The 26,657-nt window shown below is 68.8% G+C and carries 29 protein-coding genes and 3 riboswitches; of the genes, 7 read left to right on the top strand and 22 right to left on the bottom strand.

From position 1 onward, the window contains the following. Positions 1–25 precede the first annotated feature (25 nt). The 11 genes from FFS62_RS08775 to cobO form a co-directional block, all read right to left on the bottom strand. The gene (locus tag FFS62_RS08775) at positions 26–439 is read right to left on the bottom strand and encodes a MarR family winged helix-turn-helix transcriptional regulator (protein WP_137972453.1); all 414 of its coding nucleotides are present in this window, start codon (positions 437–439) and stop codon (positions 26–28) included. 237 nt (positions 440–676) lie between these two features. Next, positions 677–1,414, bottom strand: a complete 738-nt coding sequence (locus tag FFS62_RS08770; protein ID WP_137972452.1) for an adenosylcobinamide-GDP ribazoletransferase — start codon at positions 1,412–1,414, stop codon at positions 677–679. Next, positions 1,414–1,986: an alpha-ribazole phosphatase family protein gene (cobC, locus tag FFS62_RS08765; protein WP_137972451.1), complete on the bottom strand. Its 573-nt coding sequence runs from the start codon at positions 1,984–1,986 to the stop codon at positions 1,414–1,416. The genes FFS62_RS08770 and cobC overlap by 1 nt, the downstream gene beginning before the upstream one ends. Continuing rightward, positions 1,983–3,038: a nicotinate-nucleotide--dimethylbenzimidazole phosphoribosyltransferase gene (gene cobT / locus FFS62_RS08760; protein WP_137972450.1), complete on the bottom strand. Its 1,056-nt coding sequence runs from the start codon at positions 3,036–3,038 to the stop codon at positions 1,983–1,985. Before cobT ends, cobC begins: the two co-directional genes overlap by 4 nt. Continuing rightward, positions 3,035–3,556: a bifunctional adenosylcobinamide kinase/adenosylcobinamide-phosphate guanylyltransferase gene (cobU, locus tag FFS62_RS08755; protein WP_137972449.1), complete on the bottom strand. Its 522-nt coding sequence runs from the start codon at positions 3,554–3,556 to the stop codon at positions 3,035–3,037. The genes cobT and cobU overlap by 4 nt, the downstream gene beginning before the upstream one ends. 165 nt (positions 3,557–3,721) lie before the next feature. After that, positions 3,722–5,188: a cobyric acid synthase gene (locus FFS62_RS08750; RefSeq protein ID WP_137972448.1), complete on the bottom strand. Its 1,467-nt coding sequence runs from the start codon at positions 5,186–5,188 to the stop codon at positions 3,722–3,724. Beyond that, on the bottom strand, positions 5,185–6,171 hold the full coding sequence (gene cobD / locus FFS62_RS08745; RefSeq protein ID WP_137972447.1) for a threonine-phosphate decarboxylase CobD: 987 nt from the start codon (positions 6,169–6,171) through the stop codon (positions 5,185–5,187). Before cobD ends, FFS62_RS08750 begins: the two co-directional genes overlap by 4 nt. Beyond that, the gene (gene cbiB / locus FFS62_RS08740) at positions 6,164–7,069 is read right to left on the bottom strand and encodes an adenosylcobinamide-phosphate synthase CbiB (protein WP_137972446.1); all 906 of its coding nucleotides are present in this window, start codon (positions 7,067–7,069) and stop codon (positions 6,164–6,166) included. The genes cobD and cbiB overlap by 8 nt, the downstream gene beginning before the upstream one ends. Beyond that, positions 7,066–7,716, bottom strand: a complete 651-nt coding sequence (gene bluB, locus FFS62_RS08735; RefSeq protein WP_137972445.1) for a 5,6-dimethylbenzimidazole synthase — start codon at positions 7,714–7,716, stop codon at positions 7,066–7,068. Before bluB ends, cbiB begins: the two co-directional genes overlap by 4 nt. Then, positions 7,713–9,008: a cobyrinate a,c-diamide synthase gene (locus FFS62_RS08730; protein ID WP_137972444.1), complete on the bottom strand. Its 1,296-nt coding sequence runs from the start codon at positions 9,006–9,008 to the stop codon at positions 7,713–7,715. The genes bluB and FFS62_RS08730 overlap by 4 nt, the downstream gene beginning before the upstream one ends. Next, a complete protein-coding gene (gene cobO, locus FFS62_RS08725) occupies positions 9,008–9,619 on the bottom strand; it encodes a cob(I)yrinic acid a,c-diamide adenosyltransferase (protein WP_137972443.1) in 612 nt (203 codons plus the stop codon). The genes FFS62_RS08730 and cobO overlap by 1 nt, the downstream gene beginning before the upstream one ends. A 130-nt stretch (positions 9,620–9,749) precedes the next feature. After that, a riboswitch (cobalamin riboswitch) is annotated at positions 9,750–9,967 on the bottom strand. Positions 9,968–10,072: 105 nt separating this feature from the next. Here cobO and FFS62_RS08720 point away from each other — a divergent pair. Next, complete coding sequence (locus FFS62_RS08720) at positions 10,073–10,402, top strand: four-helix bundle copper-binding protein (protein WP_137972442.1); 330 nt, start codon at positions 10,073–10,075, stop codon at positions 10,400–10,402. 7 nt (positions 10,403–10,409) lie between these two features. On the opposite strand, the gene FFS62_RS08715 is transcribed toward FFS62_RS08720, so the two are convergent. From FFS62_RS08715 to FFS62_RS08690, 6 genes are all read right to left on the bottom strand, one after another. Further along, entirely contained in the window at positions 10,410–10,730 is a 321-nt protein-coding gene (locus tag FFS62_RS08715) for a hypothetical protein (protein ID WP_137972441.1), read from the bottom strand. A 34-nt stretch (positions 10,731–10,764) separates the two neighbouring features. Then, the gene (locus FFS62_RS08710; RefSeq protein ID WP_137972440.1) at positions 10,765–11,427 is read right to left on the bottom strand and encodes an O-methyltransferase; all 663 of its coding nucleotides are present in this window, start codon (positions 11,425–11,427) and stop codon (positions 10,765–10,767) included. Continuing rightward, a complete protein-coding gene (locus FFS62_RS08705; RefSeq protein ID WP_137972439.1) occupies positions 11,424–11,939 on the bottom strand; it encodes a C40 family peptidase in 516 nt (171 codons plus the stop codon). The genes FFS62_RS08710 and FFS62_RS08705 overlap by 4 nt, the downstream gene beginning before the upstream one ends. A gap of 89 nt (positions 11,940–12,028) precedes the next feature. Beyond that, complete coding sequence (locus FFS62_RS08700; protein WP_137972438.1) at positions 12,029–12,640, bottom strand: C40 family peptidase; 612 nt, start codon at positions 12,638–12,640, stop codon at positions 12,029–12,031. Between the two features lie 69 nt (positions 12,641–12,709). After that, complete coding sequence (locus FFS62_RS08695) at positions 12,710–13,477, bottom strand: NAD-dependent deacylase (RefSeq protein WP_137972437.1); 768 nt, start codon at positions 13,475–13,477, stop codon at positions 12,710–12,712. Positions 13,478–13,510: 33 nt separating this feature from the next. Next, positions 13,511–14,182, bottom strand: coding sequence for a DNA-3-methyladenine glycosylase I (locus tag FFS62_RS08690; protein ID WP_137972436.1), 672 nt, complete (start codon positions 14,180–14,182; stop codon positions 13,511–13,513). A gap of 69 nt (positions 14,183–14,251) precedes the next feature. On the opposite strand from FFS62_RS08690, the gene FFS62_RS08685 reads away from it, so the two are divergent. Then, the gene (locus FFS62_RS08685) at positions 14,252–14,548 is read left to right on the top strand and encodes a hypothetical protein (protein ID WP_137972435.1); all 297 of its coding nucleotides are present in this window, start codon (positions 14,252–14,254) and stop codon (positions 14,546–14,548) included. Here the strand turns inward: FFS62_RS08685 and cobM are convergent. The 4 genes from cobM to FFS62_RS08665 are packed head-to-tail and all read right to left on the bottom strand — an operon-like array spanning position 14,517 to position 16,608. Then, on the bottom strand, positions 14,517–15,284 hold the full coding sequence (gene cobM / locus FFS62_RS08680; protein WP_137972434.1) for a precorrin-4 C(11)-methyltransferase: 768 nt from the start codon (positions 15,282–15,284) through the stop codon (positions 14,517–14,519). The two genes, FFS62_RS08685 and cobM, sit on opposite strands and share 32 nt — an antisense overlap. 13 nt (positions 15,285–15,297) lie before the next feature. Beyond that, positions 15,298–15,711 carry a cobalamin biosynthesis protein gene (locus tag FFS62_RS08675; protein ID WP_256662180.1) on the bottom strand — a complete coding sequence of 138 codons (414 nt, stop codon included), beginning with the start codon at positions 15,709–15,711 and terminating at the stop codon, positions 15,298–15,300. Further along, entirely contained in the window at positions 15,689–16,411 is a 723-nt protein-coding gene (locus tag FFS62_RS08670; protein ID WP_137972432.1) for a CbtA family protein, read from the bottom strand. The genes FFS62_RS08675 and FFS62_RS08670 overlap by 23 nt, the downstream gene beginning before the upstream one ends. Before the next feature lie 11 nt (positions 16,412–16,422). Then, complete coding sequence (locus FFS62_RS08665; protein ID WP_225580665.1) at positions 16,423–16,608, bottom strand: CbtB-domain containing protein; 186 nt, start codon at positions 16,606–16,608, stop codon at positions 16,423–16,425. A gap of 181 nt (positions 16,609–16,789) precedes the next feature. After that, a riboswitch (cobalamin riboswitch) is annotated at positions 16,790–17,011 on the bottom strand. A gap of 60 nt (positions 17,012–17,071) precedes the next feature. Further along, a riboswitch (cobalamin riboswitch) is annotated at positions 17,072–17,274 on the top strand. Positions 17,275–17,368: 94 nt separating this feature from the next. On the opposite strand from FFS62_RS08665, the gene cobW reads away from it, so the two are divergent. Together cobW and cobN are read left to right on the top strand one after the other, a co-directional pair. Next, positions 17,369–18,418 (top strand): cobalamin biosynthesis protein CobW, encoded by a 1,050-nt coding sequence (gene cobW / locus FFS62_RS08660; protein WP_137972431.1) that lies wholly within the window; start codon positions 17,369–17,371, stop codon positions 18,416–18,418. A gap of 160 nt (positions 18,419–18,578) precedes the next feature. Then, a complete protein-coding gene (cobN, locus tag FFS62_RS08655) occupies positions 18,579–22,313 on the top strand; it encodes a cobaltochelatase subunit CobN (RefSeq protein ID WP_137972430.1) in 3,735 nt (1,244 codons plus the stop codon). 287 nt (positions 22,314–22,600) lie between these two features. On the opposite strand, the gene FFS62_RS08650 is transcribed toward cobN, so the two are convergent. Further along, positions 22,601–23,674 (bottom strand): 3-deoxy-7-phosphoheptulonate synthase, encoded by a 1,074-nt coding sequence (locus FFS62_RS08650; RefSeq protein WP_137972429.1) that lies wholly within the window; start codon positions 23,672–23,674, stop codon positions 22,601–22,603. A 481-nt stretch (positions 23,675–24,155) separates the two neighbouring features. Here FFS62_RS08650 and FFS62_RS08645 point away from each other — a divergent pair, with 481 nt between their 5' ends. The 3 genes from FFS62_RS08645 to cobF are packed head-to-tail and all read left to right on the top strand — an operon-like array spanning position 24,156 to position 26,610. Continuing rightward, positions 24,156–25,154, top strand: coding sequence for an ATP-binding protein (locus FFS62_RS08645; protein WP_137972428.1), 999 nt, complete (start codon positions 24,156–24,158; stop codon positions 25,152–25,154). Beyond that, on the top strand, positions 25,136–25,846 hold the full coding sequence (locus FFS62_RS08640) for a VWA domain-containing protein (protein WP_256662217.1): 711 nt from the start codon (positions 25,136–25,138) through the stop codon (positions 25,844–25,846). The genes FFS62_RS08645 and FFS62_RS08640 overlap by 19 nt, the downstream gene beginning before the upstream one ends. Beyond that, positions 25,843–26,610, top strand: a complete 768-nt coding sequence (gene cobF, locus FFS62_RS08635) for a precorrin-6A synthase (deacetylating) (protein WP_137972426.1) — start codon at positions 25,843–25,845, stop codon at positions 26,608–26,610. Before FFS62_RS08640 ends, cobF begins: the two co-directional genes overlap by 4 nt. The last annotated feature ends 47 nt before the right edge of the window (positions 26,611–26,657 follow it).

Genomic DNA, 26,657 nt, shown 5'->3' with positions numbered 1-26,657 from the left:
CTGCGTTCTCCGCGGGGCGTTCCCGTCAGTCGATGGTTTCCAGATCGTCCAGCAGCGCCATCAGCTCTGCCCGTTTGTCCGCGCCCAGGCGCAGCGCCAGCTCCTGCTGAGCCCGTTCCCACAGTGGCGCGCCCTGCTCCAGCACGCGCACGCCGGCATCGGTCAGCGCTACCTGCCGGCTGCGCTGGTCGGTACCGCCGCCGAGCTGCAGCAGTCCCCTGCCCTCCACCACCCGCAGGTTGCGCCCGAGGGTGCTGCGATCCAGCCCCATGGCCTCGGCCAGGGCGGAAATGCTCGGCTGCCCCAGGCGCTGCAGATAGCGCAGCAGGGAAAACTGGGCGGCATTCAGCCCGACATCGGCCAGGGCTTCGTCGTAGATGCGTGTCACCCCGCGGCTGGCGCGGCGCAACTTGGTACAGAGACATTGGGTCGGCAACATGAATACAGGTATATACCCGCATCTGCCGATCAGGCAGTTACAGTTGCGACATAAACGAGCGGAACAGCCGCTCAGTACAGGGGGCGCCGCTAGCTCCAGACACGCTCGCTATTCATCGACGGTGGGCTGTCGCAGCGCTCCGAGACCACCCTACGGCGTGGCGCATTCGTAGGGTGTCACTCGCCGAAGGCAGTGCGCCACCAGGCGCTTAAGCCGCAGCCAGACGAGACGCTCCGGTCAACCCCACAACGCCAACGCCACCAGCACCGCACACTCGCCCAGTTCCAGCAGGGCGCCGGCGGTATCGCCGGTGGTGCCGCCCAGACGCGCGACGAAGGCGCGGCGCAGCAGCCAGAACACCAGGACCGCAGCGAGCAAGGCCAGCACGGCGGAGAAACCAAGCAACAGCATGACGATGCAATGCCCCGCCAACACGAGCGGCAAACGCTCACGCGGCGTATGCTCGCTAAGCGCCGCCCCCAGACCGCCGGCGCGCACATAGGTGGTGGTCAGGAACAGCAACGGCAGCAGCGCACGGCCGAGCCAGGGCGCCAGCAGCAGCCCGGCCCAGGCACCCCGTTCGAGCAGTACGACCAGCGCGGCGAACTTGAGTAGCAGCACCAACAGCAGCGCGACCACCGCGATGGGACCGCTGCGCGGGTCCTTCATGATCGCCAGCGTGCGCTCACGATCACCGTAGCCGCCGACCCAGGCATCGGCCGTGTCGGCCAGGCCGTCCAGATGCAGTCCACCGGACAACCCGACCCAGACGGCCAACAGAATGGCCGCCTGCAACAGCGCCGGCGTAGCGCCGAGCAGCCCGTGCAGGGCCAGCAGCAGGCCGCCGAGCAGCAGCCCCACCAGCGGGTACCACAGCAGCGAGCGGCCGATCTGCGCAGGCTCCGGCATGCCCACCAACCGAACAGGCAGGCGGGTGAGGAACTGCAGGGCGATCAGCAGCGGCTGCGGCAGCATCAGGCTTCGGTCAGCTGCAGGCCCGACTCGACCTGCAGGCCGTGCAGCGCGCCATAGCCCACCTCCACCTGCAGCAGCTGGTTCTCCGGCAGCTTGCGCGCGCGGGCCAGTAGCAGACGCATCACGCCACCGTGGGTGATCAGCAGCACGCGCTGGCCATCCAGCTCGGCCTGCAGGCGCTCGATGGCGCCCAGCACGCGCCCGGCGAAGTCCTTGACCGGCTCGGCCTGCGGCGGCGTGAAGTGGTAGGGATCGTTCCAGAATTTACCGAGCGCTTCCGGATCCTCCAGCAGCACCTCGGCCGAATTACGCCCCTCCCAGTCGCCGAAGTGCAGCTCGCGCAGATCGGCCTCGATGCGCAGCGGCAGGCCGTTAGCTTCGGCGAACTCGCGGGCGAAGGACTCGCAACGCTGCAGCGGCGAGCTGATCACCAGGTCCCAGCCACTCTTGCCGGCCAGGGCCAGCTGCATCTGCTGGCGACCCTGCTCGGTCAGCGCATCGTCGCTGCTGCCGCGAAAACCGGGGCCGGCGTCGGTCACACCATGGCGCAACATATCCAGGAAAAGAGTCATAAGCGGTCCTCAACCAGTGCTTCGGAAAATGTAGCCATGCCGCCGTGCAGGGCGCAGGCCAGTTTGATCAGGGGCAGCGCCAGGGCGGCACCACTGCCCTCGCCCAGGCGCAGGCCGAGGTCGAGCAGCGGCGTGCCGCCGAGCTCCGCCAGCAACGCGGCGTGGCCCGGCTCGGCGCCGGCGTGGGCGAACAGCAGCCAGGGCTGCACGCCAGGATTCAGGCGCACAGCGCACAGGGCCGCCGCGCTGCAGATAAAACCATCGACCACCGCCGGAATACCGGCCTGGGCGCAGGCCAGATAGGCACCAGCCAGGGCCGCCAATTCGAAGCCGCCGACTCGGCGCAGGGCCTCGAAGGGTTCGGCAAGCGCAGCGCCGTGCAGAACCAGGGCGCGCTCGATCACCGCCTGCTTGTGGCTGACGCCAGCGGCGTCCAGCCCGGTGCCGGGACCGGCCAGCTGTGCCGGGCTCAGGTCACTCAGCGCACAGGCCAGGGCCGTGGCAGCGCTGGTATTGCCGATGCCCATCTCGCCGGCCAGCAGCAGATCGCAACCCTCGGCCAGCGCCTGCTGTACCGCGTCGCGACCAGCCTGCAGCGCGGCGGCGCACTGCTCAGCGGTCATGGCCGGCTCGACGGCGAAGTTGGCGGTGCCGGCGCCGAGGCGAAGATGGCGCACACCAGGCAGTTCCAGATCGAGATCGATGGTGCCGAGGTCAACCAGGCGCAGCGGCATGCCCTGCTCGCGGGCCAGCACGCTGACGGCGGCGCCGCCGGCGACAAAGTTGCCGAGCATCTGCGCGGTCACGGCCTGCGGATAAGCGGACACGCCCTCGGCGACCACACCGTGGTCGCCGGCGAACAACACCAGCTGCGGGCTGCGGATGACGGGTTTCTCCCGTCCCTGCAGCGCGGCCAGGCGCACGGCCAGGGCCTCCAGCACACCGAGGGCGCCGGTCGGTTTGGTCAGTTGCGCCTGGCGCGCCAGGGCGGCGGCCTCGGCGACAGCATCGGGTTGGCGGCAGGCTTGCTGCCACCAGAATGAAGAAGTCATAGCGGCGCTCCTTTGAGCAGCATGGGCAGGCCGGCGACGCAGAACTGCACACGCTCGGCCCGTTCGGCCACGGCCTGGTGCAGCCAGCCGGCCTCGTCGACGTAACGACGGGTCAGCTCACCCAGCGGCACAACACCCAGGCCGGTCTCGTTGCTGACCAGGATGATGCGCCCGGGCAGCTCGGCCAGCGCCTCGAGGAAGGCATCGCGCTGCATGGCCAGGCGGGTCTCGTCTTCCAGCATCAGCAGGTTGGTCAGCCACAGGGTCAGGCAGTCGACCAGCAGGCAGCGCTCGGGGGCGGCATTGTCGCGCAGGGCGCGGGCCAGTTCGAGAGGCTCCTCGACCAGCCCCCACTCGGCCGGACGCGTGCTGCGGTGATGGGCGATGCGCTTGGCCATCTCGCCGTCCCAGGCCTGCCCGGTGGCGATATAGATGACCTCCAGGCCACTGCCCGCGGCCAGCTTCTCGGCCAGACGGCTCTTGCCGGAGCGAGCGCCGCCGAGGATCAGTTCAAGCATGGACAGTACCTTCCGGATCGACCCTGACCCCAACCCTCTCCCAGGGGTGAGGGAGCTGATCGAGGTTGCGTTGAAATGTGTGCCCAAACTCGAGCACGGAATAACCCACTCTTCCCGCGGGAGAGGGCCGGGGTGAGCGAATCGTCGCCAATGCGCATGACACTCCTAGAGGCCACATAACTCACGCAACAGCCGGGTATCCAGATGCGCCTCGACCAGGTCGGCCAGGCGCTCGATGTCACGTTCGCGGCGCGCATGGTAATCCACCTGGCGCGCCTCGCGCAGTCCGGCCCAGCGCAGCAACTCGGCGCAGGCGGCCGTTTGCTCAAACAGGCCGTGCAGGTAGGTGGCCATGACCTGGCCGTCGGCGCTGATGGCGCCGTCGCTACGCCCATCGTCCAGGCGTATAGCGGGGCTGCTCAGCGCCGGACCGGCGCTGACCCCGGCATGGATCTCGTAACCGCTGACTTCCAGCTGGCCCAGGCTCAGGCGTCCGCGCACATTGCGCAGCTGCTTCTCCGGCTCCAGCACCGTGGCGTAGTCGAGCAGGCCGAGGCCCGCGCTGCTGCCGACCGGGCCTTCCAGGCCATGGGGATCGTCGATGCGGGTGCCGAGCATCTGCAGGCCGCCACAGATGCCGAGCACCTTGCCGCCGTAGCGCAGGTGGCGGGCGATGGCCGCGTCCCAGCCATGCTCGCGCAGGCGCGCCAGGTCGGCCCGTACGCTTTTGGAGCCGGGCAGGATGATCAGGTCGGCGGGTGGGATCGCCTGGCCGGGCCCGATGAATTGCAGGTCCACCTGCGGGTGCAGGCGCAACGGGTCGAAGTCGGTGTGGTTGCTGATGCGTGGCAGCACCGGCACGGCGACACGCAGCACCTCGCGCTCCTTGTCCGGCTGCAGCACCTGCACCGCGTCCTCGGCCTCCAGATGAAAATCCATCAGGTATGGCAGCACGCCGAGCACCGGCTTGCCGGTGCGCTGTTCCAGCCAGTCCAGCCCCGGCTGCAGCAGGGCGATATCGCCACGGAAGCGGTTGATCACAAAGCCCTTCACCCGCGCCTGCTCGCTCGGCGACAGCAGCTCCAGGGTGCCGACCAGATGGGCGAACACGCCGCCCTTGTCGATATCGGCGATCAGCAGCACCGGGCAATCCACCGCCTCGGCGAAGCCCATATTGGCGATGTCGCCGGCGCGCAGGTTGATCTCGGCCGGCGAGCCGGCGCCCTCCACCATCACCACCGGGTACTGCGCGGCCAGGCGGGCGTGAGACTCGAGCACCGCCGCGCGGGCGACGCGCTTGTAGTCGTGATAGGCCACGGCGTTCATATTGCCCACCGCTCGCCCATGAATGATCACCTGAGCGCCAGTGTCGGAGTTGGGCTTGAGCAGCACCGGGTTCATGTCGGTGTGCGGCGCCAGCCCGGCGGCCTGGGCCTGCACCGCCTGGGCGCGACCGATCTCGCCGCCATCGGCAGTGACGGCGGAGTTGAGCGCCATATTCTGCGGCTTGAACGGCACCACGCTTACACCCTGGCGCTGCAGCCAGCGGCACAGGGCGGTCACCAGGGTGCTCTTGCCGGCGTCCGAGGTGGTGCCTTGCACCATCAGAGTGACCGGCAATCCGGTGGTCATGCGGGCATCTCCTTCAGCGCCAGCTCCAGGCGCTGCCAACCGGCCTCGTCGCCGGGCAGGCCGAAGCGCAGGCAGCGGGTCTCGGCGAACAGCCGCAACAGAATGCCGCGCCGGGCGAAGTAGCCGTGCAGGCCGACCGCCTGGGGATGGCCGACCAGCTGGAACAGTGCACAGCCACCGGCCGGGGCCAGGCCATGGTCGCTGAGCAACACGGCCAGGCGCAGGCCATCGGCGCGCAGGCGCTCGCGCTGGCGACGCTGGCCTGCGCCATCGGCCAGCAAGGCGCCGGCCACCGCCCGCGTCGGCCCACTGACGGTCCAGGGCCCGAGCTGCTCGCCGAGGCGCTCAAGCAGTTCGCTTGCGGCCAGGACGAAGCCCAGGCGGACGCCGGCCAGGCCAAAGAACTTGCCGAACGAGCGCAGCACGATCAGCCCCGGGCGCGAGCTGTCGGCCGCCAGACTGTGTTCGGGGGTGCAGTCCATGAAGGCCTCGTCGACTAGCAGCCAGCCGCCGCGCCCGGCCAGTCGCGCGTGCCAGGCGAGCAGACGTTCGCGCTCGATCAGCCGGCCGCTGGGGTTGTTCGGGTTGACCACCAGCAGCACGTCGAGGCGCTCCAGCGAACGCTCCACTGCGCCCTCGCCCAGATCCTGGACCAGATGACCCTCGCGGCGCCAGGCGGCGGCATGCTCGGCATAGGCCGGCGAGACAATGCCGACCCGCAGGCCGGGGCGGCGCAGACGAGGCAGGGTCTGGATCGCCGCTTGGGAACCGGCCACCGGCAACAATGCAGGCACGCCGTAATAGTCGCGAGCCGTCGCCTCCAGGCCGTCGTCGGCCTCGGGCAGGCGCTGCCAGGCGGAATCGGGGATGGCCGGCAGCGGCCAGCCATAGGGGGCGATGCCGGTGGACAGGTCGAGCCAGTCCGCCAGCGGGATGCCATAGCGCTGCGCCGCCTCGCGCAGGCGGCCACCGTGTTCAAGCAAGGTACAGCCCTCCCACGACCAGGATCAGCAGCCATAGGGCCACGCCGCCATGCACCAGGTTGAGCGCCCGCTCGATATCGCGAGCCTGCGGCGGCAAGCCTTCACCCAGCTGCGGACGCTGCTCCTCGATGCCATGGTAGACGGCCGAGCCGCCCAGGCTGACGCCCAGGGCGCCGGCGCCGGCGGCCATCACCGGGCCGGCATTGGGGCTGTCCCAGAGGGGCGCCTGGCGCCGCCAGCAGCGCAGGGCCAGGGCGGTGCGACCGAGCAGCGCGTAGGTCAGCGCCACCAGGCGCGCGGGAATGTAATTGAGCGCGTCGTCGATGCGCGCGGCCGCCCAGCCAAAGCGCTCGAAACGCTCGTTGCGGTAGCCCCACATGGCATCCAGGGTATTGCTCAGGCGGTACAGCACCACGCCCGGTGCGCCGAGCAGGCAGAACCAGAACAGCGCGGCGAACACTGCGTCGGAGCCGTTCTCCAGCACCGACTCGGTGCCGGCGCGGGCCACGCCGGTGGCATCCAGCTCGGCGGTGCGCCGGCTGACCAAATAACCGACACGCTGCCGCGCCTGCGGCAGGTCGCCCAGACGCAGCGCCTGGGCAACCGGCAGCGCGTGCTGGCCGAGGCTCTTTAGGCCGACGGCGAAATACAGGGCGAGAATCTCCAGCAGCCAGCCCAGGTCGCTCAGGCTCAGCAGCCAGACCAGCGCCACCGGCGGCAGCACCGCCAAGCACCAGCCGCTGACGCCATGGCTGCGCCAGCCGCGCCCGCCGGCATTCAAGCGCTGCTCGATACGTTTGGCCAGGTTGCCAAAGCCCACCAGCGGGTGCCAGCGGCGCGGCTCGCCGAGCCAGGCATCCAGGCCCATGCCGGCCAGGGCGGACAGCGCGATGCTCACGCCTGCTGCCCCCAGCGATCGGCGAACACCAGCTCGCTCAGCGGCCGCTCGCTGGCCCAGCCTTCCTGCACCAGCATCGGCCGCTCGTAGAACTCGCTCACCAGTCCCAGGCACAGCACCGCCACCGGCTGGCTGCCCGCCGGCATGCCGAGCAGCTCGGCCAAGGCCAGTGGATCGAACAGCGACACCCAGCCCAGCCCCAGGCCTTCGGCGCGCGCGGCCAGCCAGAGGTTCTGGATGGCGCAGCTGAGCGAGGCCAGGTCCATCTGCGGCAGGGTGCGGCGGCCGAACACATGGGTCTCGCGACCATCCATCAGGGCCGCCACCAGCAGCTCGGCGCAGTCGCGGATGCCCTCGACCTTGAGCCGCATGAACTCGTCGCTGCGCTCGCCCAGCGCCTCGGCGGTGCGCACCCGCTCGGCCTCGACCAGGCCGTGGATGCTTTCCCGGAGTTCGGACCGGGTGATGCGAATAAAACGCCAGGGCTGCATCAGGCCGACGCTGGGCGCCTGGTGCGCCGCCTGCAACAGTCGCGCGAGCAGCTCCGGTGCCACCTCGCCGCCAGCGAAGTGGCGCATGTCGCGGCGCTCGGCGATGGCGCGGTAGACCGCGGCGCGCTCGTCGGGGCTGAAGGCGTGGTCGCTCATGGCAACAGCAGCTCGGCCGTCGCCCTGGGGTTGGACGGCAGGTAGAAGTGGATATAGGAGGCGGTCAACCGGCCATCGCGGAACACCGCCTCGGCCACCGGCTTGCCATTCGGGCAAATGCCGCGGGCCAGCGGCGCCTGAGCGCAGTCGAGCACGGAATGGTGGTAAGTATGCCCTCGCAGGCTGCCTTCCGGCAGCTGCACTTCCTGCAACGCCAGGGCGGCCAGGCGCGACTGCATCACCGCACGCCCCGGCAGCAGGCCGAGCAGCTCGGCGCTCTCGCCCTGCTTGTCGGTCAGCGCCTCGAGCAGATAGAGCATGCCGCCGCACTCGGCGAGGATCGGCTTGCCGGCCGCGTGATGGGCACGGATGGCAGCGAGCATCGATCGGTTGCCCTGCAGCCGTTCCAGGTGCAGCTCGGGATAGCCGCCAGGCAGGTACAGGCTGTGCACGTCTGGCAGGGCCTGGTCGGCCAGCGGCGAGAACATCACCAGCTCGGCGCCCAGGGCGCGCAACAGATCGAGATTGGCCTGGTAGAGGAAGGCGAAACTGGTATCGCGGGCCACGCCGATGCGCACACCGGCCAGCAACGGCTCGATGGCCTGCTCCTGCGGTGCGGCAAAGGCGACGGGATCGGGCAGCAACGCGCCGACGCTGGCCAGCAGGGCATCGGCGGCGGCGTCCAGGCGCGCGTCCAGATCGGCCAGCTCCTCGGCCTGGATCAGCCCCAGGTGGCGGCGCGGCAGCTCCAATGCGGCGGAGCGCGGCAGGCCTCCGAACCAGCGGATGGAGGGCGGCAGGCTGTCGCGCAGGATGCCGTTGTGGCGCTCGCTGCCGGTGCGGTTGGCCAGCACCCCGGCGAACGGCAGGCTGTGCTGGAAGTGCGCCAGGCCATAGGCCATGGCGCCGAAGGTCTGGGCCATGGCACCGGCGTCGATCACCCCCAGCACCGGCACCTGCAGGCGGCGCGCCAGGTCGGCGGCCGAGGGGCTGCCGTCGAACAGGCCCATGACACCCTCGATCAGGATCAGGTCGGCCTCGCCGGCCGCCTGCCACAGCAGCTGGCGCGTGTGCTCCTCGCCGACCATCCACAGATCCAGCTGGTACACCGGCGCGCCGCTGGCGCGGGCGAGGATCATCGGATCGAGGAAGTCCGGGCCGCACTTGAACACCCGCACGCGTTTGCCGGCACGGCTGTGCAGGCGCGCCAGGGCGGCGGTGACGGTGGTCTTGCCCTGACCGGAGGCGGGAGCGGCGATCAGCAGGGCCGGGCAGTGGCGTGGCTCGGCCATCAGAACTCGACCCCCTTCTGCGCCTTAACCCCGGCCTTGAAGGCGTGCTTGACCAGGGTCATCTCGGTCACCGTATCGGCCGCCTCGATCAGCCCCGGCTGCGCGCCACGACCGGTCAACACCACATGCTGCAGCAGCGGGCGCGCCTCGATATCGGCAAGCACCTGATCCAATTGCAGATAGCCGTGTTTGAGGGCGATATTCAGTTCGTCCAGCACCACCAGGCCGATGCTGTCGTCGGCCAGCAGACGGCGCGCCACCTGCCAGGCCTCGCCGGCCATGGCGATATCGCGCTGGCGGTCCTGGGTCTCCCAGGTGAAGCCCTCGCCCATCACGAACCACTGCACCTCGTCGGGGAAACGGCGGAAGAAGGCTTCCTCGCCGGTGCTGGCGGCGCCCTTGATGAACTGCACCACACCGACCCGCATGCCATGGCCCAAGGCGCGGGCGACCATGCCGAACGCCGAGCTGCTCTTGCCCTTGCCGTTGCCGGAATGCACCAGCAGCAGGCCGTATTCGTCCTGGGCCTGGGCGATCTTGGCGTCGATCAGGGCTTTCTTGCGTTGCATGCGCGCCAGGTGACGGGCGTCGCGTTCGGCCGACTCGTTCATGTTCGGACTCCTCTTTGCCGGCGCCAGAGCGCCCTGCGCACCCGGCTGGCGGGTACACGAACAGAAACAAGGACAGAACGAGGAAAGCAACGGCCAGGCCCGAGGGGCCGCAACCGCAGAGCCCGCCGCACTGCCGTGGATCGCGACAGGCCGGTCTCCGGGCTCGTGAGCCAGGCCTCGCGGCCTGCGGATCGCGCCTTCCCGTGCCGGGGCACAGTGGCGTCGAGCGACCCTTTTACTCACCTACCGTTGCGGGGGCAGCGCCGGAATCTTCGTAACGAATGCACCGGCTTCCCTGTTTCACCCTCGCACGCGTCGCGTCGGGGCACCTGAAGCAGGCGCGCAGCTTAGGCCCAGCGCATGCCTCGGTCAATCGCGCGCCGCCCGGCAGATCGGTCGAACCCACAGGGACCAGGGGGCTCACAGCAAGACAACCGAGCAAAGGAGAACCCCATGGCTAAGCAACGCTACGCCTCCTGCATCCAGGCCTGCAGCGCCTGCGCCATCGCCTGCGAAACCTGCCTCGCCGCCTGCCTGAAAGAGCCAGATCTGCAACGCATGGCCATCTGCATCGCCTGCGATATCGATTGCGCCGACATCTGCCGCCTGGCCGAACGCCTGATGGTGCGTGACAGCCCGCTGTGCGACGAATTCCTGCGCCTCTGTGCGGTAACCTGCCAGGCCTGCGCCGAGGAGTGCGGCAAGCACCAGCACGACCATTGCCAGCAATGCGCCCAGGCCTGCCAGCGCTGCGTAGTGGAATGCGAAGTGATGGTGGCCTGAAGCCGTTTCAGTGCCTGGGGGTGAAGCCCGCCGGCTTGCTCGCCAGCCACTCGACGAAGGTGCGCAGGCGCTCGTCGCCGAGCAGCGCCTCGCGGCGGTTGTAGGTCAGCGCCAGCTCCTTCTCGCTGAACAGCTTGTGGATCTGATTGTGGCAGGCGCGGCAGACCCACAGGGTGGCGGTGATGCGCTCGGTCTTGGCGAAGCGCTTCTGCACGTAGGGTTTGTCGTGCAGGGCCTTGGGGATCAGGTGATGGCGGGTCAGCGGCAAGGCGCGGGCGCAGAGCTCGCAGGCGTCGGGCTGGGGTGGCAAACGGATCGGTTCGGGCATCTGGCGATGATGCCACAGCCCTGGCTGGCCGGCGCTAGCGCTTGCGGCAGATGCTCAGCCCGTCGCCCAGCGGCAGCAGGCTGAGGTCGACGCGGGTGTCGCGGCGCAGGCCGCGGTTGAGCGCCTGGATCGCGCGGGTATCGGCGCTGTCCGGGCTGGTCTCCAGCACCCGACCACCCCACAGCACGTTATCGAACAGGATCAGGCCGCCCTTGCGCGCCAGCACCAGGGCGTGTTCCAGGTACACCGTGTAGTTGGCCTTGTCGGCGTCGATGAAGATCAGGTCGAAGCTCTCGCCATGGCCACCGCGCTCCAGAGCGTTGAGCGTCTCCAGCGCTGGCGCCAGGCGCAGATCGATGCGTTCGCTCACCCCGGCCTCGTACCAGTAGCGCTCGGCGATGGCGTTGTACTCGCCGGGCAGGTCGCAGCAGATCAGCCGACCGTCTTCAGGCATAGCCTGGGCCATGCACAAGGCGCTGTAACCGGTGAAGGTGCCGATCTCGAGAATCTTGCGTGCACCGCACAATTGCACCAGCAGGGCCATGAACTGACCCTGCTCCGGGGCGATCTGCCAGCGTGCCATGGGCAGCAGCGCGGTCTCTTCGCGCAGGCGCTTGAGCAGCGGCGCCTCGCGCAACGACACGTCCAACAGATACTGGTAGAGGGCGTCGTCGAGATTCAGCGTGCGGTTGGTCATGGCTGGCGTGCCAGCTGGCCGGCGGCCAGGACGCGCTTGGCGCCCAGGTAGCTCTTCTGCCAGTAGGCCTGGGTCAGGTAGTCCAGGCGCACGGTACCGCCGCTGGACGGCGCGTGCACGAAGCGCCCCTCGCCGACATAGATGCCGGCATGGCTGACCTTGCCGCCGCCATTGGTGGCGAAGAACACCAGGTCGCCGCTCTGCAGGTCGCCACGCCCGACATTGGGCACGCGCAGGTTGATCATGTCGCGGGTCGAGCGCGGCAGCTGGATACCCGCAGCGTTGCGGTAGACGTAGCCGATCAGGCCACTGCAGTCGAAGCCGCTCTCCGGCGTGTTGCCGCCATAGCGATAGGGCGTGCCTTCCAGGCCGATGGCGCTGATCACCACGTCATCGGCATTGGCGCCGACTATGGGGAAGGGATTGCTGGGTTCTTGGGAGGGAGGGTTGCCGGCGCAGGCGGTAAGCAGCGCGGCGAGGGCTAGCAGGGAGAGGCGAGCCGTGAAATGCATGGGCGGTCGTCCTGGCCGGAATGCGCCCTACTCTGCCGGCTTGCAGGCACGGGCGCAAGGCCCGTGCACTGCTTTGGATCAGAGCCGGATCAGCGATGCAGCGGCGAACGCTCGGCGGACGGTTGCTCCGGCGCCATGGCCAGCACGCGCTTGGCTTCCATGTAGCTGCGGCTCCAGTAGCTGTCGTCCAGGCTGTCCACCCGCACACCGCCGCTGCGGCTGCTGCTGGAATGGATGAACTGGTCGTCACCCAGGTAGATGCCGGCGTGACTGACGCGGCCGCGGCCACGGTTGTTGAAGAAGATCAGGTCGCCCGGCTCCAGCTCGCCACGCGACACCAGCGGCGCGTCGAGATTGATCAGCTCGCGGGTGGAGCGCGGCAGCTTCATGCCCGCCTCTTCCTTGAACAGGAAGCCGACGAAGCCGCTGCAGTCAAAACCGCTGGTCGCCGAGGTGCCGCCCATGCGGTAACGAGTACCGACCAGGGACAGGCCATGGGCCAGGATGTTGTCCGCCAGCGAGGGCAGCTCGTAGGGTTTGTCGTCCGTGAAATCCGCCATTTGCTCGTCGGTCATGTACTCGACGGGCTTCTGCGGTTGTTGAGCCAGATCCATCTGGGGCTGCGGCGCCTGCTGGGTGGCGCAGGCCGCCAACAGGGCTGAGAGTGCAATGGGCACGAGGGGTGCGAAGCGCTTTAGCATGGGCACGACCGTGTCAGTCTGGTTTTTATAAGGGGGCGACTATGCCCTCTGAGAACATGATTTGCAAATTCAATGCCCAGGAATGTGACTCAGTAGTTCCGGCAAAACGTCTGACGCCCTTCCCGATAGACGGGCATCCACACAGCGGCTGATATCGGTCTGCTGCGGATTGATTTCCACCGTGAACCCCCCATTCCTGCGGGCCTGCACCACAGGTTCGACTATGTAGGGGAAGCTCGCGGTAGTGCCTACCGCGATAACCACATCGAAGCCCTCATGTACCTGGTCATAAAGCCGACCAATGGCATCCTCGGGCAGCATCTCCTCGAACAGCACCACCGGCGGACGCAACACGCCCCCGCATTGGGCGCAGCGCGGGGGCAATGGTTTTTCCAGGTGCACGGCCAACTCGGGATCTTCTGCGCCGCAGGACTGGCAGAACATCGGCGCCAGCTCGCCGTGGATCTCGATCAGCCGCTCCGGCGGCGAGCCCGCCTGACGGTGATAGCCGTCGATATTCTGCGTCAGCACCCAGCAACCCGGCTTGCGCCTCTGCAGCTCGGCGATGGCGGCATGCCCGGCATTGGGGCTGGCGGCCAGGCAGGCCTCGCCAAGCTGAGCCAGGTACTTCCAGCACAGCGCCGGATCGCGCTGCAGCATCGGCCCGGACAATGCCGCCTCAATCGGCAGGCCCTCGGCGGTCAGGCCGTTGTACAGGCCTCCGAGGCCGCGGTAGGTGGGCAGCCCGGAATCCGCCGAGAGTCCGGCACCGGTGATGACCAGGATGCGCTCGGCACGCTGGATGGCCTGGGCGACGCGGATAATGTCCTGTTGCATGGCATTGCCCCCTCGGACCACAAAGCGGCTTTGTCAGTGATTGACGGTGTGCGCCAACATCACCGACAGCTGACACAGCGGCCGGCCACTCTGCTCGTGCCATTTATTGAAGGCAGCCTGCACCAACGCCAGGTCCTTCTGGCTGGTCGGCGCCTTGTCGATGATTTCCTGGGCCTTGAGCGCGGCGACCATGTCATCGGTGGGGATGAAGGTGTCCTTGCCGACCATGCGCAGGAAGCGCGGCGCCGACAGGCCGCCAAGCTGGCTACCGTGCTTGGCCAGGTACTTCCACAGACCAACGATATCGGTCACCGGCCAGTCGGCGATCAGCGCGCCGAAGCTGCCCTTGTCCTTCTGCACATCCAGCACGAACTGGGCGTTGCGCGGCACGCTCTTGAGCTTGCCCAGGTGGCGGATCAGGCGCTCGTCCTGCATCAGCCGCTCCAGGTGTTCGGCGCCCATCAGCACCACCTTCTCCGGATCGAAGCCGAAGAACGCCTGCTCGAAGGCCGGCCACTTGGCGTCCACCAGGCTGTGCTTGAGGCCGGCGCGGAACACGCGCAGGGCGATCAGCGACAGGTAGCGGTCATCGCTCAGAGAGCGCAGCTCGGCGTCGCTCTTCGGCTGCGGCAACCGGGCCTCCAGCGCCGCGGCCGAGCCGAAGCGGTTGAGGCAGTATTCGTGCAGCCACTGATAGTCACGCATGAGAGATCCTTGCCCGAAAGAGGCGCACAGGTTGCCCGCAACCCTTGGCGCCGCGCAATATTCGCCGCCATGAACGATCCCGTGGAAAGCTTCTTCGCCCATTGCCAGGCCGTGCTCGCTGGCGATGCCGCCCTGCTCGCCCGCCTGCAGGCGGCCGGCTTCGATTGCCAGGCAGGCTACTGGGCCTTCCGCCTGCCGCAGCTGCACCTTTGGCTGGCGCCGCAGCTGGACTACCCGCGCTTGCGCCAGGCGCTCTACACCAGCGAGCTGAATACGCGATTGAAGGCACTGGGCGGCGAGCTCGCCATCGCCGACAACCAGGGCAACAGCGATCTCAGCCTGTACTGCCTGCGCCGTCTTTCCTGAACAGATGGCGCGTGGCCTCGGCATACAGCGCCGAGCCGGCGAAGTCCTCCGCGTTCAACACCCGGCCGACCAGGATCAGCGCTGTGCGACGGAAGCCCTTCTCCGCCACCTTCGCCTCGATATCCGCCAGAGTGCCGCGCACCCAGTCCTGATCCGGCCAACTGGCGCGATGCACCACGGCGATCGGGCAGTCGACGCCGTAGTGCGGCAGCAGCTCCTCGACGATGCGCGGCAGATGCTGCACGCCGAGGTGAATGGCCAGGGTCGCGCGGTGGCTGGCCAGGGCGCCCAGCTCCTCCCCCGCCGGCATCGGCGAGTTGTGGCCGTAGCGAGTGAGGATCACCGTCTGCGCCACCTCGGGCAGGGTCAGCTCGGTCTCCAGCAGCGCCGCGCAGGCCGCCGTGGCGGTGACGCCGGGAATAATCTCGAAAGGAATCTGCAGCGCGCGCAACTCGCGAATCTGCTCGCCGATGGCGCCGTACAACGACGGATCGCCGGAATGCACGCGGGCCACGTCCTGGCCCTTGGCATGGGCCTCGGCCAGCAGCGTGATGATCTGCGAAAGGTGCAGCTCGGCGGTGTTCACCAGCAATTCGGCGCTGCGGCCCTGCAGCACGGCCTCGGGCACCAGCGAGCCGGCGTAGAGAATCACCGGGCAGCTGCGGATCAGGCGCTGGCCCTTGACGGTGATCAGCTCGGGATCGCCGGGGCCGGCACCGATGAAATAGACGGTCATGGGAAATTCCGGTTCAGGCCGTGGCGATGGCCAGGGTAGCAGCGGCGCTGCGCTGTTTGCGGCAGATCAGGGTGGCGGCACGACCAGAGCGTTCGGCAGCGCAGGCCAGGGCACTGGCCTCGGCCACGCTGGCGGCGCCGGTCAGCTCGCGCACCCGCTCCGAGACTTCACTCTGCTGCGACTCGTAGGGCACCAGTTGCTCGGCCGAGTAGAAATCCAGCGGCAGGCCAAGGTCTGCCGCCAGCTGCAGCAGCCCCGCCTCGCCGCGTTTGCGTGCGCTGCTGGCCAGGCCATGCAGCGCGTCCAGCGGCAGCGCGAGCTGCGCCAGGCTCTGTTCCAGCAGCTCGCGCAGCTCGGCCACCGTGCAGCCGCGGCGACAGCCGAGACCGGCGATCAGCAGCGGATCAGGCGTCGCGCTGTTCGCCACGAGCGAAGAACCAGGCAGCAGCCAGGCCCAGGGCCGACCAGAACAGCGCATTGGTCAGCAGCGAGGCGAGGATGAACTCGTGCTCCAGCGCCTCGGGCGCCAGGCTCTCGTGCACGTCCGGCTGCGGCGCGCCGATCAGGTGCGGCACGGCCAGCAGCACCAGGCCGACGCCACGCAGCGCCCAGCTGCGACCGAAAGCGATCAGGCCCAGGCCGGCGGCGGTGGCGACGGCAGTGCCGATCCACCAGTACTGGCGCAGCAGCAGGTCGGCCGCAGCGGTGCCCGGCAGCTCCGGCGGCAGGCCGGCGGACGGCGCCAGGCTGAACACGGCGAAACCGCCCAAGCCCCAGAGCAGGCCCTGCCAGGTCTGGCTCGGCGCACGCAGGGTGAACAGGCCGGCCAGCATCAGGGCGAAGCCGACAGCCACCACCAGATTGCTCAGGCCGGTAGACAGGGTGCGCTGCCAGCCGTCTTCGGGAGCCCAGGCCTCGCCATCGTGGCTATGGCCGGCAACCTCCTCGTGTTCGTGCTCATGGGCGGCGACCGGCGCCTCGTGGCTGTGCTCAGCTACCGGCTCGGCGGTTTCGAAGGTTTCCGCATGCAGAATCAGCGGGGTAACCCACAGGCTCTGCAGCAGGGTCAGAACGATGGCGGCCAGGAGGCCTGCGAAGCCCGCGGTCTGGGCGATGCGCTTGATCATGGCAGGCGGTCTCAGTGGCAGGGGAAGGCAGCGCTGTGGCGCGTGTCGTGAGCGGCGTTGTGCATCGCCTCGATGTGCGAGAAGCCGGCGAAGAAGATCAGCAGTGCACCGAGCAGGCAGCTGCCGGCAGCGATGGCCAGGCGTTTGGACAGCGGGAGCGAAACGGAAGCGGAGGACGACAGCGTGCGGCTGGACATGATGAGCACCTTCCAGGGATTGGTATTCCGGTAGAAGGTCGCAGCGAGGAAATGACCCATCCAGGGCCATAAACCGGCATGCGCCCGCCCACCGCGGGTTGCCAACGAGCCCGTTCGACGTCTGCTGCGCGTCGGCCCTGCTGGATGAACGGCAGGCCCTGGCTCACGAGGCGTCTAAGCGGGTTCTAACGAAGATTCAGGCCGGTCTCCGGGCTTGCGACGCCTTTGCAGGAACCGGGTCGGCCTTCCCATGCACGAGGCACAGTGGCATTGAAGACCCGTCGATCGCTTACCGTTGCGGGGGCAGCGCCGGACTCGCCCACTCCACTCGGAGAAAGGCCCACCGGCTTCCCGTTTCACCTCGCGCACGGCGGCGAGAGGCACCTGAAACAGCTTTTCTAGAACATCACGAAGCCCGCTCCAGCGTCAACCGCGCGGTTGACCGCCCTTGGGGCACTGCGTAGCCTTGCGCCCTTTCCGAGGTTCTTCTTCGCCAGCCGAAGAAGCTAAGAGGGAACAGGGTCTTTCAAGCCCTGGCTGCCCCCGCAACTGTGAACGGACGAGATTCCCCGATAGACCACTGCCAACTGGCGGGAAGGTGGGAAATCGCAGCAGCAATGCCGCACGCCGTAAGCCAGGAGACCTGCCTCGCAAATGTTTCGACAACCGGGCGGGGTGATCCGGTGGTGTTCGGCCCTCGCTCGTCCGCGCGTGCCCCGCCCTGCCCGTCCGTCCATTTCACGACGCTTCCGGGGCTGCCATGCAATCGCTCGCCAAACTTCCCGTCACCATCGTCACCGGCTTTCTCGGTGCTGGTAAAACCACCCTGCTCCGTCACCTGCTGGCCAATGCCGGCGGCCGCCGCATCGCGGTGATCGTCAATGAATTCGGCGAGCTGGGCATCGACGGCGCCATCCTCAAACAGTGCTCCATCGGCTGCACCGAGGAAGAGGCCAACGGCCGCGTCTATGAACTGGCCAACGGCTGCCTGTGCTGCACCGTGCAGGAAGAATTCTTCCCGGTGATGCGCGAGCTGGTGGCGCGGCGCGGCGAGCTCGACCATATCCTTATCGAGACCTCCGGCCTGGCCCTGCCCAAGCCGCTGGTACAGGCCTTCAACTGGCCGGAAATCCGCACCGCCTGCACCGTCGATGCGGTGATCACCGTGGTCGACAGCCCGGCCGTGGCCGCCGGTACCTTCGCCGCCTTCCCCGATCAGGTGGACGCCCAGCGCAAGCAGGACCCCAACCTCGACCACGAATCGCCGCTGCACGAGCTGTTCGCCGACCAGTTGGCCAGCGCCGACCTGGTGGTGCTGAACAAGACCGACCTGCTCGACGCCGACGCCCTGGCCGCCGTGCGCGCCGAGGTGGCCGAGGAGCTGCCGCCAGCAGTCAAGGTGATCGAGGCCCAGGGCGGCGACCTGCCGCTGGGCGTGCTGCTCGGCCTGAACTGCGAGACCGAACTGCATATCGACGCCCGTCGCACCCACCACGACGAGGAAGACGAGGACCACGACCACGACGAGTTCGACTCCTTCGACGTGGTCCTGCCGGAGGCTGAGGAAGCCCGCCTGCTCTCCGCCCTCAAGGACGCCGTGGCCAAGCACGGCATCCTGCGCGTCAAGGGCTTCGCCGCCATCCCCGGCAAGGCCATGCGTCTGCTGGTACAGGGCGTCGGCCAGCGCTTCGACCGCCACTTCGACCGCGTCTGGGGCGAAGGCGAAGCACGGCAGAGCCGCCTGGTGCTGATCGGCCAGAGCCTTGATCGCGCCGCCATCGAGGCGGAGCTGCAGGCCGCCCTGGCGTGATGAGCGCGAGCCGACTGTGGCTCCCTCACCCCCGGCCCCTCTCCCAAGGGGAGAGGGGAGGAAAGCCACGCCTGGCTGAAACCCTAGCGCCGCACCAACTCCCTCTCCCTCTGGGAGAGGGCTGGGGTGAGGGTCTCCACGGCAGCGCGGTACCCTAACCATGCACCTGCTGCGCGCCCAGGCCGGCGTCACCTTGCCGGCCGACAGCATCGCCGACCTCGGCCAGACCCCGGCCGAGCTGGTGATCCTCTGCACCGGCGACTCGCATCTGTCGCTGCTGGCCGAGGTGGCGCGCGAGCTACCCGAGGACTTCCCCAGCCTGCGCCTGGCCAGCCCGGCGCAGCTGCCCAACCACGCCTCGGTGGACTTCTACGTCGAGCAGGTACTGCGCCACGCCAAAGTCATCCTGATCTCGGTGCACGGCGGCGTCAGCTACTGGCGCTACGGCATCGAGCGCCTGGTCGAGCTGGGCCGCCTGGGCGCCAAGATCATTCTGGTGCCCGGCGACGACAGCCCCGATCCCGAGCTGACCACGCTGAGCAACGTACCGAGCGAGGACAGCCAGCGCCTGTGGCAATACCTGCGCCAGGGCGGCGCGGACAACGCCCGCCATCTGCTGCACTGCATCGCCAGCCGCTGGCTGCAGCGCGACTACCCGTGGAGCGAGCCGCGCGCCCTGCCGCGTACGCTGATCCATCACCCGCGCCATAGCGAGGCAAGCCTCGAACACTGGCGTGCCGAGTGGCAGCCAGGCCGGCCGGTGGCGGCGCTGCTGTTCTACCGCGCCCAGGTCCAGGCCGGAAACACCGCCTTCGTCGATACCTTCTGCCAGCGCCTGCAGGCCCAGGGCCTCAACCCACTGCCGATTGCCGTGGCCAGCCTCAAGGAGGCCGAGTGCCTGGCCCAGGTCGAGGCCTGGCTGGACGAGACCGACACGGCGGTGATCCTCAATACCACCGGCTTCGCCCAGTCCAACCCGGAGTCGCCACAGGAGCGGCCGTTCCGCCGCGACGTGCCGGTGCTGCAGGCGCTCTGCGCCCTGGACAGCGAGGAGCAGTGGCAGGCCAGTGCTCAGGGCCTGGGCCCGCGCGATCTGGCCATGCACATCGCCCTGCCCGAGCTGGACGGCCGCCTGATCACCCGGCCGATCAGCTTCAAGGGCGTGGCCGCGCGCAGCGAGCGCAGCCAGAGCGATGTGGTGCGCTACCGCCCACACCTGCCGGGCATGGATTTCGTTGCCGAGCTGGCCCTGCGCTGGACCCGGCTTGCAGCCAAGGCCAACGCCGACAAGCGCGTCGCCCTGATCCTGGCCAACTACCCGACCCGCGACGGCCGCATCGGCAACGGCGTCGGCCTGGACACCCCGGCCGCCGCGCTGAATATCCTGCGCGCCCTGCAGCAACAGGGTTACCCGGTCGAAGGCCTGCCGCACGACGGCACCGCGCTGATCCACCAGTTGCTCGGCGGCGTGACCAACGACCTCGACAACCTCGACCTGCGCCCCTGCACCCAGAGCCTGGCGCTGGACGACTACCAGCGCTGGTTAGCCAGCCTGCCTGCGGCCAACCAGCGCGCCGTGCTGGAGCGCTGGGGCCCGCCCGAGCAGGACCCGATGTACCGCAGCGGTCGCTTGATGATCGCCGGCCTGCGCTTCGGCCTGACCTTCGTCGGTATCCAGCCGGCGCGTGGCTATCAGTTGGACGCGGCGGCGGTGTACCACGACCCTGACCTGGTGCCACCGCATGGCTATCTGGCCTTCTACTGCTGGCTGCGCACGGCGTTCGCCAGTGACGCGCTGATCCACGTCGGCAAGCACGGCAACCTGGAGTGGCTGCCAGGCAAGAGCGTCGGCCTGTCCGAGGCATGCTGGCCGAGCGCAATCCTCGGCCCCCTGCCCAACCTCTACCCCTTTATCGTCAACGACCCCGGCGAGGGCGCCCAGGCCAAGCGCCGCACCCAGGCGGTGATCCTCGACCACCTGATGCCACCGCTGACCCGCGCCGAGAGCTACGGCCCGCTGCGCGACCTGGAGCGCCTGGCCGACGAGTACTACGAGGCTAGCCAGCTCGACCCGCGCCGCGCCCTGGAGCTGCGCAGCGAGATTCAGCGCAAGGTGCGCGAGGCCAGCCTCGATCGCGAGCTGGGCCTGCAGGTCAACGACGATGCGGACAGCTGGCTGCCACAGCTGGACGCCTACCTGTGCGACCTCAAGGAATCGCAGATCCGCGACGGCCTGCACTGCTTCGGCGAATCGCCGAGTGGGCGTCTGCGCCGCGACACCCTGCTGTCCCTGGTACGCATCCCGCGCGGCGATGGTCACGGCCAGCACGCCAGCCTGCTGCGCGCCCTCGCCCAGGACCTTGAGCTGGACTTCGACCCACTCGGCGGCGAGCCGGCCGAGCCCTGGAACGGTCCGCGCCCGGATTGCCTGCAGGCGCTCAGCGATGAGCCCTGGCGCAGCCGCGGCGATACCCGCGAGCGCCTGGAGCTGCTGGCCCTGCAACTGATCGAACAACCCGAATCGTCAGCGCCCGGCCCTGCCAGCACCGAGGTGCTGAACGAACTGCGCGGCCATATCGCCCCGCTGCTGGACGCGTGTGGCGGCGCCGAGATGAGCGGCCTGCTCGCCGCTTTGCAAGGCCGCTTCGTGCCGCCGGGGCCGAGCGGCGCGCCCAGCCGCGGGCGCCTGGACGTGCTGCCCACCGGGCGCAACTTCTATTCGGTGGACGTGCGCCACCTGCCCACGCCCACCGCCTGGCGCATCGGCGTACAGAGCGCCGAACGCCTGCTGGAGCGCCATCTGCAGGACGAGGGCGAGCATCTGCAGCGCCTAGGCCTTTCCGTGTGGGGCACGGCGACCATGCGCACCGGCGGCGACGACATCGCCCAGGCCCTGGCCCTGCTCGGCGTGCGCCCGGTGTGGCAGCCCGGAAGCCAGCGGGTCGAACGCATCGAAGTACTGCCGCTGGAGCAGCTCGGTCGCCCGCGGGTGGACGTGACCCTGCGTGTCTCCGGCTTCTTCCGCGATGCCTTCGCCAACCTGATCCGCCTGTTCGATGCGGCCGTGCAGGCGGTGGCCGAGCTGGACGAACCGGAAGACATGAACCCGCTGGCCGCACGCGTCTGGCAGGAAACCCTGGCCCATCAGGACCAGGGCCTGGATCCGGTCGAGGCGCGCCGCCAGGCCGGCTGGCGCATCTTCGGCGCCAAGCCGGGGGCCTATGGCGCCGGCATCCAGAACGCCGTAGAGGAACGCCTGTGGCAGACCCGCGCCGACTTGGCCGAGGTCTACCTGAACTGGGGCGGCTACGCCTACGGCCAGGGCGCCGAGGGCCTGCCGGCCCGCGCGCAGTTCGCCGAACGCCTGCAGCAGCTACAGGCGGTGCTGCACAACCAGGACAACCGCGAGCACGACATCCTCGACTCCAACGACTACTACCAGTTCCAGGGCGGCATGCTGGCGGCGGTCGAGACCTTGCGCGGCGCCAAGGCCGCCAGCTACTTCGGCGACAGCAGCCAGCCGGACAACCCGCGCATCCGCACGCTCAAGGAAGAACTGGGCCGCGTAGTACGCGCCCGCGCAGTGAACCCCAAGTGGATCGCCGGAATGAAACGCCACGGCTACAAGGGCGCCTTCGAACTGGCCGCCACAGTCGACTACCTGTTCGGCTTCGACGCCACCAGCGAGCTGGTCGACGACCACCAGTACGCCTTGCTGGCCGATGCCTACCTGCTGGACAAGGATACCCGCGACTTTATCCAGCAGCACAACCCCGGTGCGTTGCAGGACATGCTCGAACGCCTGCTGGAAGCCCAGCAGCGCGGCCTCTGGCAGCAGCCTGGTGAGTACCAGGCGGCGCTGGAAAACCTGCTGCTGGATGCGGAGGAGTCATGAGCCTCTCCCCCTGTAGCCCGGATGCAATCCGGGATTGCGCTCCCCGGATTGCATCCGGGCTACAAAGCTCCCGCGCACGATCTCCAGCTAGCCCCTCTTCCCTCGGGATAGGGGTTGGGGTGAGGGCAATCCGCACCGCACATCACCGCCCTCACCCCCGGCCCCTCTCCCAGAGGGAGAGGGGTATCGTCACACCGAGCCAGAACGAGCTTCGTCCGCCCTGCGCCAGCCGCGCGCCACATCCCCCTCTCCTATTTATGGGAGAGGGTTGGGGAGAGGGCCAAAGCTCAACATCCCGCCCGCAGCCGCTCGGCCGCCTCGCGCAACATCGCCTCGGTACCGCTCCAGCCCAGGCAGCCGTCGGTGATCGACACGCCGTAACGCAGCTCGGCGGACAGCGCCTGGCAGCCGTCGAACAGATGGCTCTCCAGCATCACCCCGCGCAGGCTGGCGTCGCCGGCCAGGCGCTGTTCGAGCACGTCGCGCAGCGCCGCCGGCTGGCGCAGCGGGTCCTTGCCGCTGTTGGCGTGGCTGCAGTCGACCATGATCCGTGCGGCGATGCCCTGCTTCTCCAAGCTCGCCCGCGCCACGGCCACGCTGGCCGCATCATGGTTCGGCCCACCATGGCCGCCGCGCAGCACCAGGTGGGTGTCCGGATTGCCATCGGTCTCGACCAGCGCCGAGCGGCCCAGGCCATCCACACCGAAGTGCTGGTGCGGGTGCGCCGCCGAGCGCATGGCGTCGCAGGCAATCGACAGGCTGCCATCGGTACCGTTCTTGAAGCCCACCGGCACATCCAGGCCGCTGACCAGCTCGCGGTGCACCTGCGACTCGCTGGTGCGCGCGCCGATGGCGGCCCAGCCCAGCAGGTCCTCGAGGTAGCCCGCCACCAGCGGCTGCAGCAGCTCGGTGGCCACCGGCAGGCCGCGCTCGAGCATGGCCAGCATCAACCGGCGCGACAGTTCCAGGCCGCCGGCCATGTCGCCGCTGCCGTCCAGCTGCGGGTCGTACACCAGGCCCTTCCAGCCGATGGTGGTGCGCGGCTTCTCGACGTAGGCGCGCATCACCAGCAGCAGCTGGTCGCTCACCTCGGGAGCCAGTGCGGCCAGGCGGTCGGCGTATTCCAGCGCGGAAATCGGATCGTGCAGGGAACAGGGGCCGACGACGACCAGCAGGCGCGGGTCGGAGCCGTCGAGCACGGCGCGGATGGCCTCGCGCTGGGAGTGAACCTGGCTGGCGAGAGCGGCGGACAGCGGCAGGCGCTGGCGCAGATCGGTGGGGCTCGGCAGCGGCGTTGCGCGGCGGCGAGTGGTAGATGGCGGCACGGCTTGTGCGCGCAGAGCGGTAACGGAAGCATTCATGGCGGTGGTCCTCGCCCGGCGTGGCCTCATGCCACGCGCGGCGCGCTATCTGGGTGTTCGACTGGAATCTCGGTGGTGCGCGGCAGCGCTGCTAAATCGCCAGGCGGAGTTGCGGTAGCTGCGGTAATAGGCGGTGTAAGCGGTCATGTTTCGATCCTCTGTGTGCGTCGTGTTGGCCTTGTGGGCCGGAAAAACAAAAACCCCGGTCGGGTGGCCGACCGGGGTTTCGTGAAACTGGCTGGTGGCGACCCTTTGCTCTGGGGCGCCTGTGGGGTATCAGGCGCGCCGCTGGCTAAACCAATACCCATAAAAGAAATAAGCGACGGCCTCGACCTGCGCGCGCACGCCAGCCGCGCCGACAGCGGCGGAGCGAAAGAGGCGGTTCAGGGAAGGACGAGACGACATGCTGATCTCCAAAACGATGGTTGCCACGCTAACCGATCGCCCCATTCAACTTCAACCCTTGCTCTGAGGTAACGCCATGCAGCCCCATTTCCCCCTGGCAGCCGTGGTGGCCGCCGACGAGCTCAAGCTGGCCCTGTGCCTGGCCGCCATCGACCCGGCCCTGGGCGGCGTGCTGATCGAAGGTCCGCGCGGCATGGCCAAGTCCACCCTGGCGCGCGGCGTGGCCGACCTGCTCGACGGCGGGCGCTTCGTCACCCTGCCGCTGGGCGCCAGCGAGGAACGCATTGTCGGCACCCTCGACCTGGATGCCGCGCTCGGCGAGGGCCGCGTGCGCTTCTCCCCTGGCGTGCTGGCCAATGCCCACGGCGGCGTGCTCTACGTCGACGAGGTCAACCTGCTGCCCGACCACCTGGTGGACCTGCTGCTCGACGTGGCGTCCAGCGGCATCAACCACATCGAGCGCGATGGCCTGTCGCACAGCCACCCGGCGCGCTTCGTGCTGATCGGCACCATGAACCCCGAGGAAGGCGAGCTGCGCCCGCAACTGCTCGACCGCTTCGGCCTCAAGGTCCAGCTCGGCGGCACGCCCGAGCCGGCCCTGCGCGCCGAGATCATCCGCCGCCGCCTGGCCTTCGACGACGCACCCGAGGCCTTCCTCGCCCATTGGCAGAGCGAACAGGATGCCCTGCGCCAGCGCTGCATGGATGCACGCCAACGTCTGAGCACAATCGCCCTGGACGACGCCAGCCTCGACACCATCGCCCAGCGCTGCTTCGCCGCCGCCGTGGACGGCCTGCGCGCCGACCTGGTGTGGCTGCGCGGCGCCCGCGCCCATGCAGCCTGGCGTGGCGCCAGCCAGATCGAAGCGCAGGACATCGACGCCCTGGAGCCTTTCGTCCTCGCCCATCGCCGCCGCGAACACACGCCACCGGCCGCAAGCCAAACGCCTGCGCAGAGCCAGGCCCAGCAGCCCTCGCAACAGGATCAAGGCGAAGGCCAGTGGGGCGCACTACCACCGCAGGCCGTAGCGGTCGGCGAACGGCGCGAGCCACCCGCCTGGCCAAAAAAGCCCTGAGCATCCGCCCGCGCCAGGCCCAAGGCGCGGATGCCCTACCCCTCCCCGGCCAGGCCCAAGGCGGACGCAGCGGCGCACGCGGCACCGGCACGCCCACGCGCATCGACTGGCCGGCGACCCTCGCCCACGGCCGCCCGCGCCGCCGCGCCGACCTGCACTGGCACGCCCGCCGCCTGCGCCCGGGCGAGCTATGGCTGGTGATCGTCGACGCCTCGGCCAGCACCCGCCGCCATGGTGCCCTGGCCCAGGCCAAGGGCCTTCTCGCTGAGCTGTTCGCAAGCGCCTATCGCCAGCGCGCACGCCTGGCCGTGCTCGAAGCCGGCGGCGCCCAGCCACGCTGGCTATGGCAGGGCCAGAAGGCATCGCCTGAACTGCACGTCTGGCTGCAGCAGCTCGGCGCCAGCGGCGGAACACCGATCATCGAGGCCCTGCAACTGGCCACACCCTGGCTGCTGCGTCGCCAGCGCCACAAGCCAGGCGAACAACAGCGCCTGCTGCTGCTCACCGACGGCCGCCTGCGCAACTGGCCGCGGCTTACCGCGCTACCCTGCCCCGGCCTGCTGCTGGACATCGAGCGCGCGCCCATCCGCCTCGGCCGCGCCCACCAGCTGGCCAGCGAACTGGGCGCCGACTACCACCATATCGACGAACTGGCGCCCGCAAGCCGCGCGCCCACCTGGAACAGACCATGAAAGAACTGCTGCTGGTCGGCATCGGCGCCGGCGACCCGGACTACATCACCCAACAGGCGATCAAGGCCCTACGCCGCAGCGATGTGATCTTCCTGATGGACAAGGGCCCGGCCAAACACAAGCTCAACGCCCTGCGCCGGGAAATCTGCGAGCGCTTCCTGGACGGCTACAACCCGCGCTTCGCTGAGGGCCAGCAGCCGGAGCGTGAACGCGACGCCGCCGACTACCGCGCCAGCGTCGACGAGCTCAACCGCGACAAGCAGGCGGTGTTCGAGCAGCTGATCGACGAGCAGATGAGCGATGGCGAGACGGCCGCCTTCATGGTCTGGGGCGACCCCTCGCTGTACGACAGCAGTATCCGCATCATCGAGTCCATCGCTAGCGCGCGCAGTGACCTGAGCTATGACGTGATCCCCGGCATCACCAGCCTGCAGGCCCTTACCGCCCGCCACCGCGTGCCGCTGAACCAGATCGGCCGCGCCGTGGAAATCACCACCGGCCGCCTGCTGGCCGAGGGCTGGCCGCAGGGTGTGGACAGCGTGGCAGTGATGCTCGATGCCAAGGACACCTACCTACGTTTTGTTGGGCAGGGGCTGCATATCTATTGGGGGGCGTATGTGGGGACGGCGGATGAGATTTTGATTGCTGGGGCGTTGGATGAGGTGGCGGAGCGGATTGCTGCGACTCGTGCGGAGGCGCGGGAGAGGAATGGGTGGATTATGGATAGCTACCTGCTGCGCAAGAGCTGCACAACGCGGGACTGAGGTCTGTGGTGGACAAATAAAACGTTGTCCACCCTACATAGCCATCA

This window comes from Pseudomonas sp. F(2018), from assembly GCF_005508865.1.
Lineage (GTDB): Bacteria > Pseudomonadota > Gammaproteobacteria > Pseudomonadales > Pseudomonadaceae > Aquipseudomonas.
The sequence above is the reverse complement of the archived record's forward strand: the minus strand, read 5'-3'. Positions and strand labels throughout refer to the sequence as shown.

Coding starts and splice junctions, on each gene's coding strand:
- cobT (WP_137972450.1), bottom strand. CDS start 3,038: ATGACTTCTTCATTCTGGTGGCAGCAAGCCTGCCGCCAACCCGATGCT.
- FFS62_RS08700 (WP_137972438.1), bottom strand. CDS start 12,640: ATGCTAAAGCGCTTCGCACCCCTCGTGCCCATTGCACTCTCAGCCCTG.
- FFS62_RS08685 (WP_137972435.1), top strand. CDS start 14,252: ATGAACGATCCCGTGGAAAGCTTCTTCGCCCATTGCCAGGCCGTGCTC.
- cobW (WP_137972431.1), top strand. CDS start 17,369: ATGCAATCGCTCGCCAAACTTCCCGTCACCATCGTCACCGGCTTTCTC.
- FFS62_RS08705 (WP_137972439.1), bottom strand. CDS start 11,939: ATGCATTTCACGGCTCGCCTCTCCCTGCTAGCCCTCGCCGCGCTGCTT.
- bluB (WP_137972445.1), bottom strand. CDS start 7,716: ATGAGCGACCACGCCTTCAGCCCCGACGAGCGCGCCGCGGTCTACCGC.
- FFS62_RS08750 (WP_137972448.1), bottom strand. CDS start 5,188: ATGACCACCGGATTGCCGGTCACTCTGATGGTGCAAGGCACCACCTCG.
- FFS62_RS08770 (WP_137972452.1), bottom strand. CDS start 1,414: ATGCTGCCGCAGCCGCTGCTGATCGCCCTGCAGTTCCTCACCCGCCTG.
- cobN (WP_137972430.1), top strand. CDS start 18,579: ATGCACCTGCTGCGCGCCCAGGCCGGCGTCACCTTGCCGGCCGACAGC.
- FFS62_RS08670 (WP_137972432.1), bottom strand. CDS start 16,411: ATGATCAAGCGCATCGCCCAGACCGCGGGCTTCGCAGGCCTCCTGGCC.
- FFS62_RS08650 (WP_137972429.1), bottom strand. CDS start 23,674: ATGAATGCTTCCGTTACCGCTCTGCGCGCACAAGCCGTGCCGCCATCT.
- FFS62_RS08695 (WP_137972437.1), bottom strand. CDS start 13,477: ATGCAACAGGACATTATCCGCGTCGCCCAGGCCATCCAGCGTGCCGAG.
- FFS62_RS08730 (WP_137972444.1), bottom strand. CDS start 9,008: ATGGCCGAGCCACGCCACTGCCCGGCCCTGCTGATCGCCGCTCCCGCC.
- cobF (WP_137972426.1), top strand. CDS start 25,843: ATGAAAGAACTGCTGCTGGTCGGCATCGGCGCCGGCGACCCGGACTAC.
- FFS62_RS08715 (WP_137972441.1), bottom strand. CDS start 10,730: ATGCCCGAACCGATCCGTTTGCCACCCCAGCCCGACGCCTGCGAGCTC.
- FFS62_RS08645 (WP_137972428.1), top strand. CDS start 24,156: ATGCAGCCCCATTTCCCCCTGGCAGCCGTGGTGGCCGCCGACGAGCTC.
- FFS62_RS08775 (WP_137972453.1), bottom strand. CDS start 439: ATGTTGCCGACCCAATGTCTCTGTACCAAGTTGCGCCGCGCCAGCCGC.
- cobM (WP_137972434.1), bottom strand. CDS start 15,284: ATGACCGTCTATTTCATCGGTGCCGGCCCCGGCGATCCCGAGCTGATC.
- FFS62_RS08690 (WP_137972436.1), bottom strand. CDS start 14,182: ATGCGTGACTATCAGTGGCTGCACGAATACTGCCTCAACCGCTTCGGC.
- FFS62_RS08720 (WP_137972442.1), top strand. CDS start 10,073: ATGGCTAAGCAACGCTACGCCTCCTGCATCCAGGCCTGCAGCGCCTGC.
- cobO (WP_137972443.1), bottom strand. CDS start 9,619: ATGAACGAGTCGGCCGAACGCGACGCCCGTCACCTGGCGCGCATGCAA.
- cobU (WP_137972449.1), bottom strand. CDS start 3,556: ATGCTTGAACTGATCCTCGGCGGCGCTCGCTCCGGCAAGAGCCGTCTG.
- cobC (WP_137972451.1), bottom strand. CDS start 1,986: ATGACTCTTTTCCTGGATATGTTGCGCCATGGTGTGACCGACGCCGGC.
- FFS62_RS08710 (WP_137972440.1), bottom strand. CDS start 11,427: ATGACCAACCGCACGCTGAATCTCGACGACGCCCTCTACCAGTATCTG.
- FFS62_RS08665 (WP_225580665.1), bottom strand. CDS start 16,608: ATGTCCAGCCGCACGCTGTCGTCCTCCGCTTCCGTTTCGCTCCCGCTG.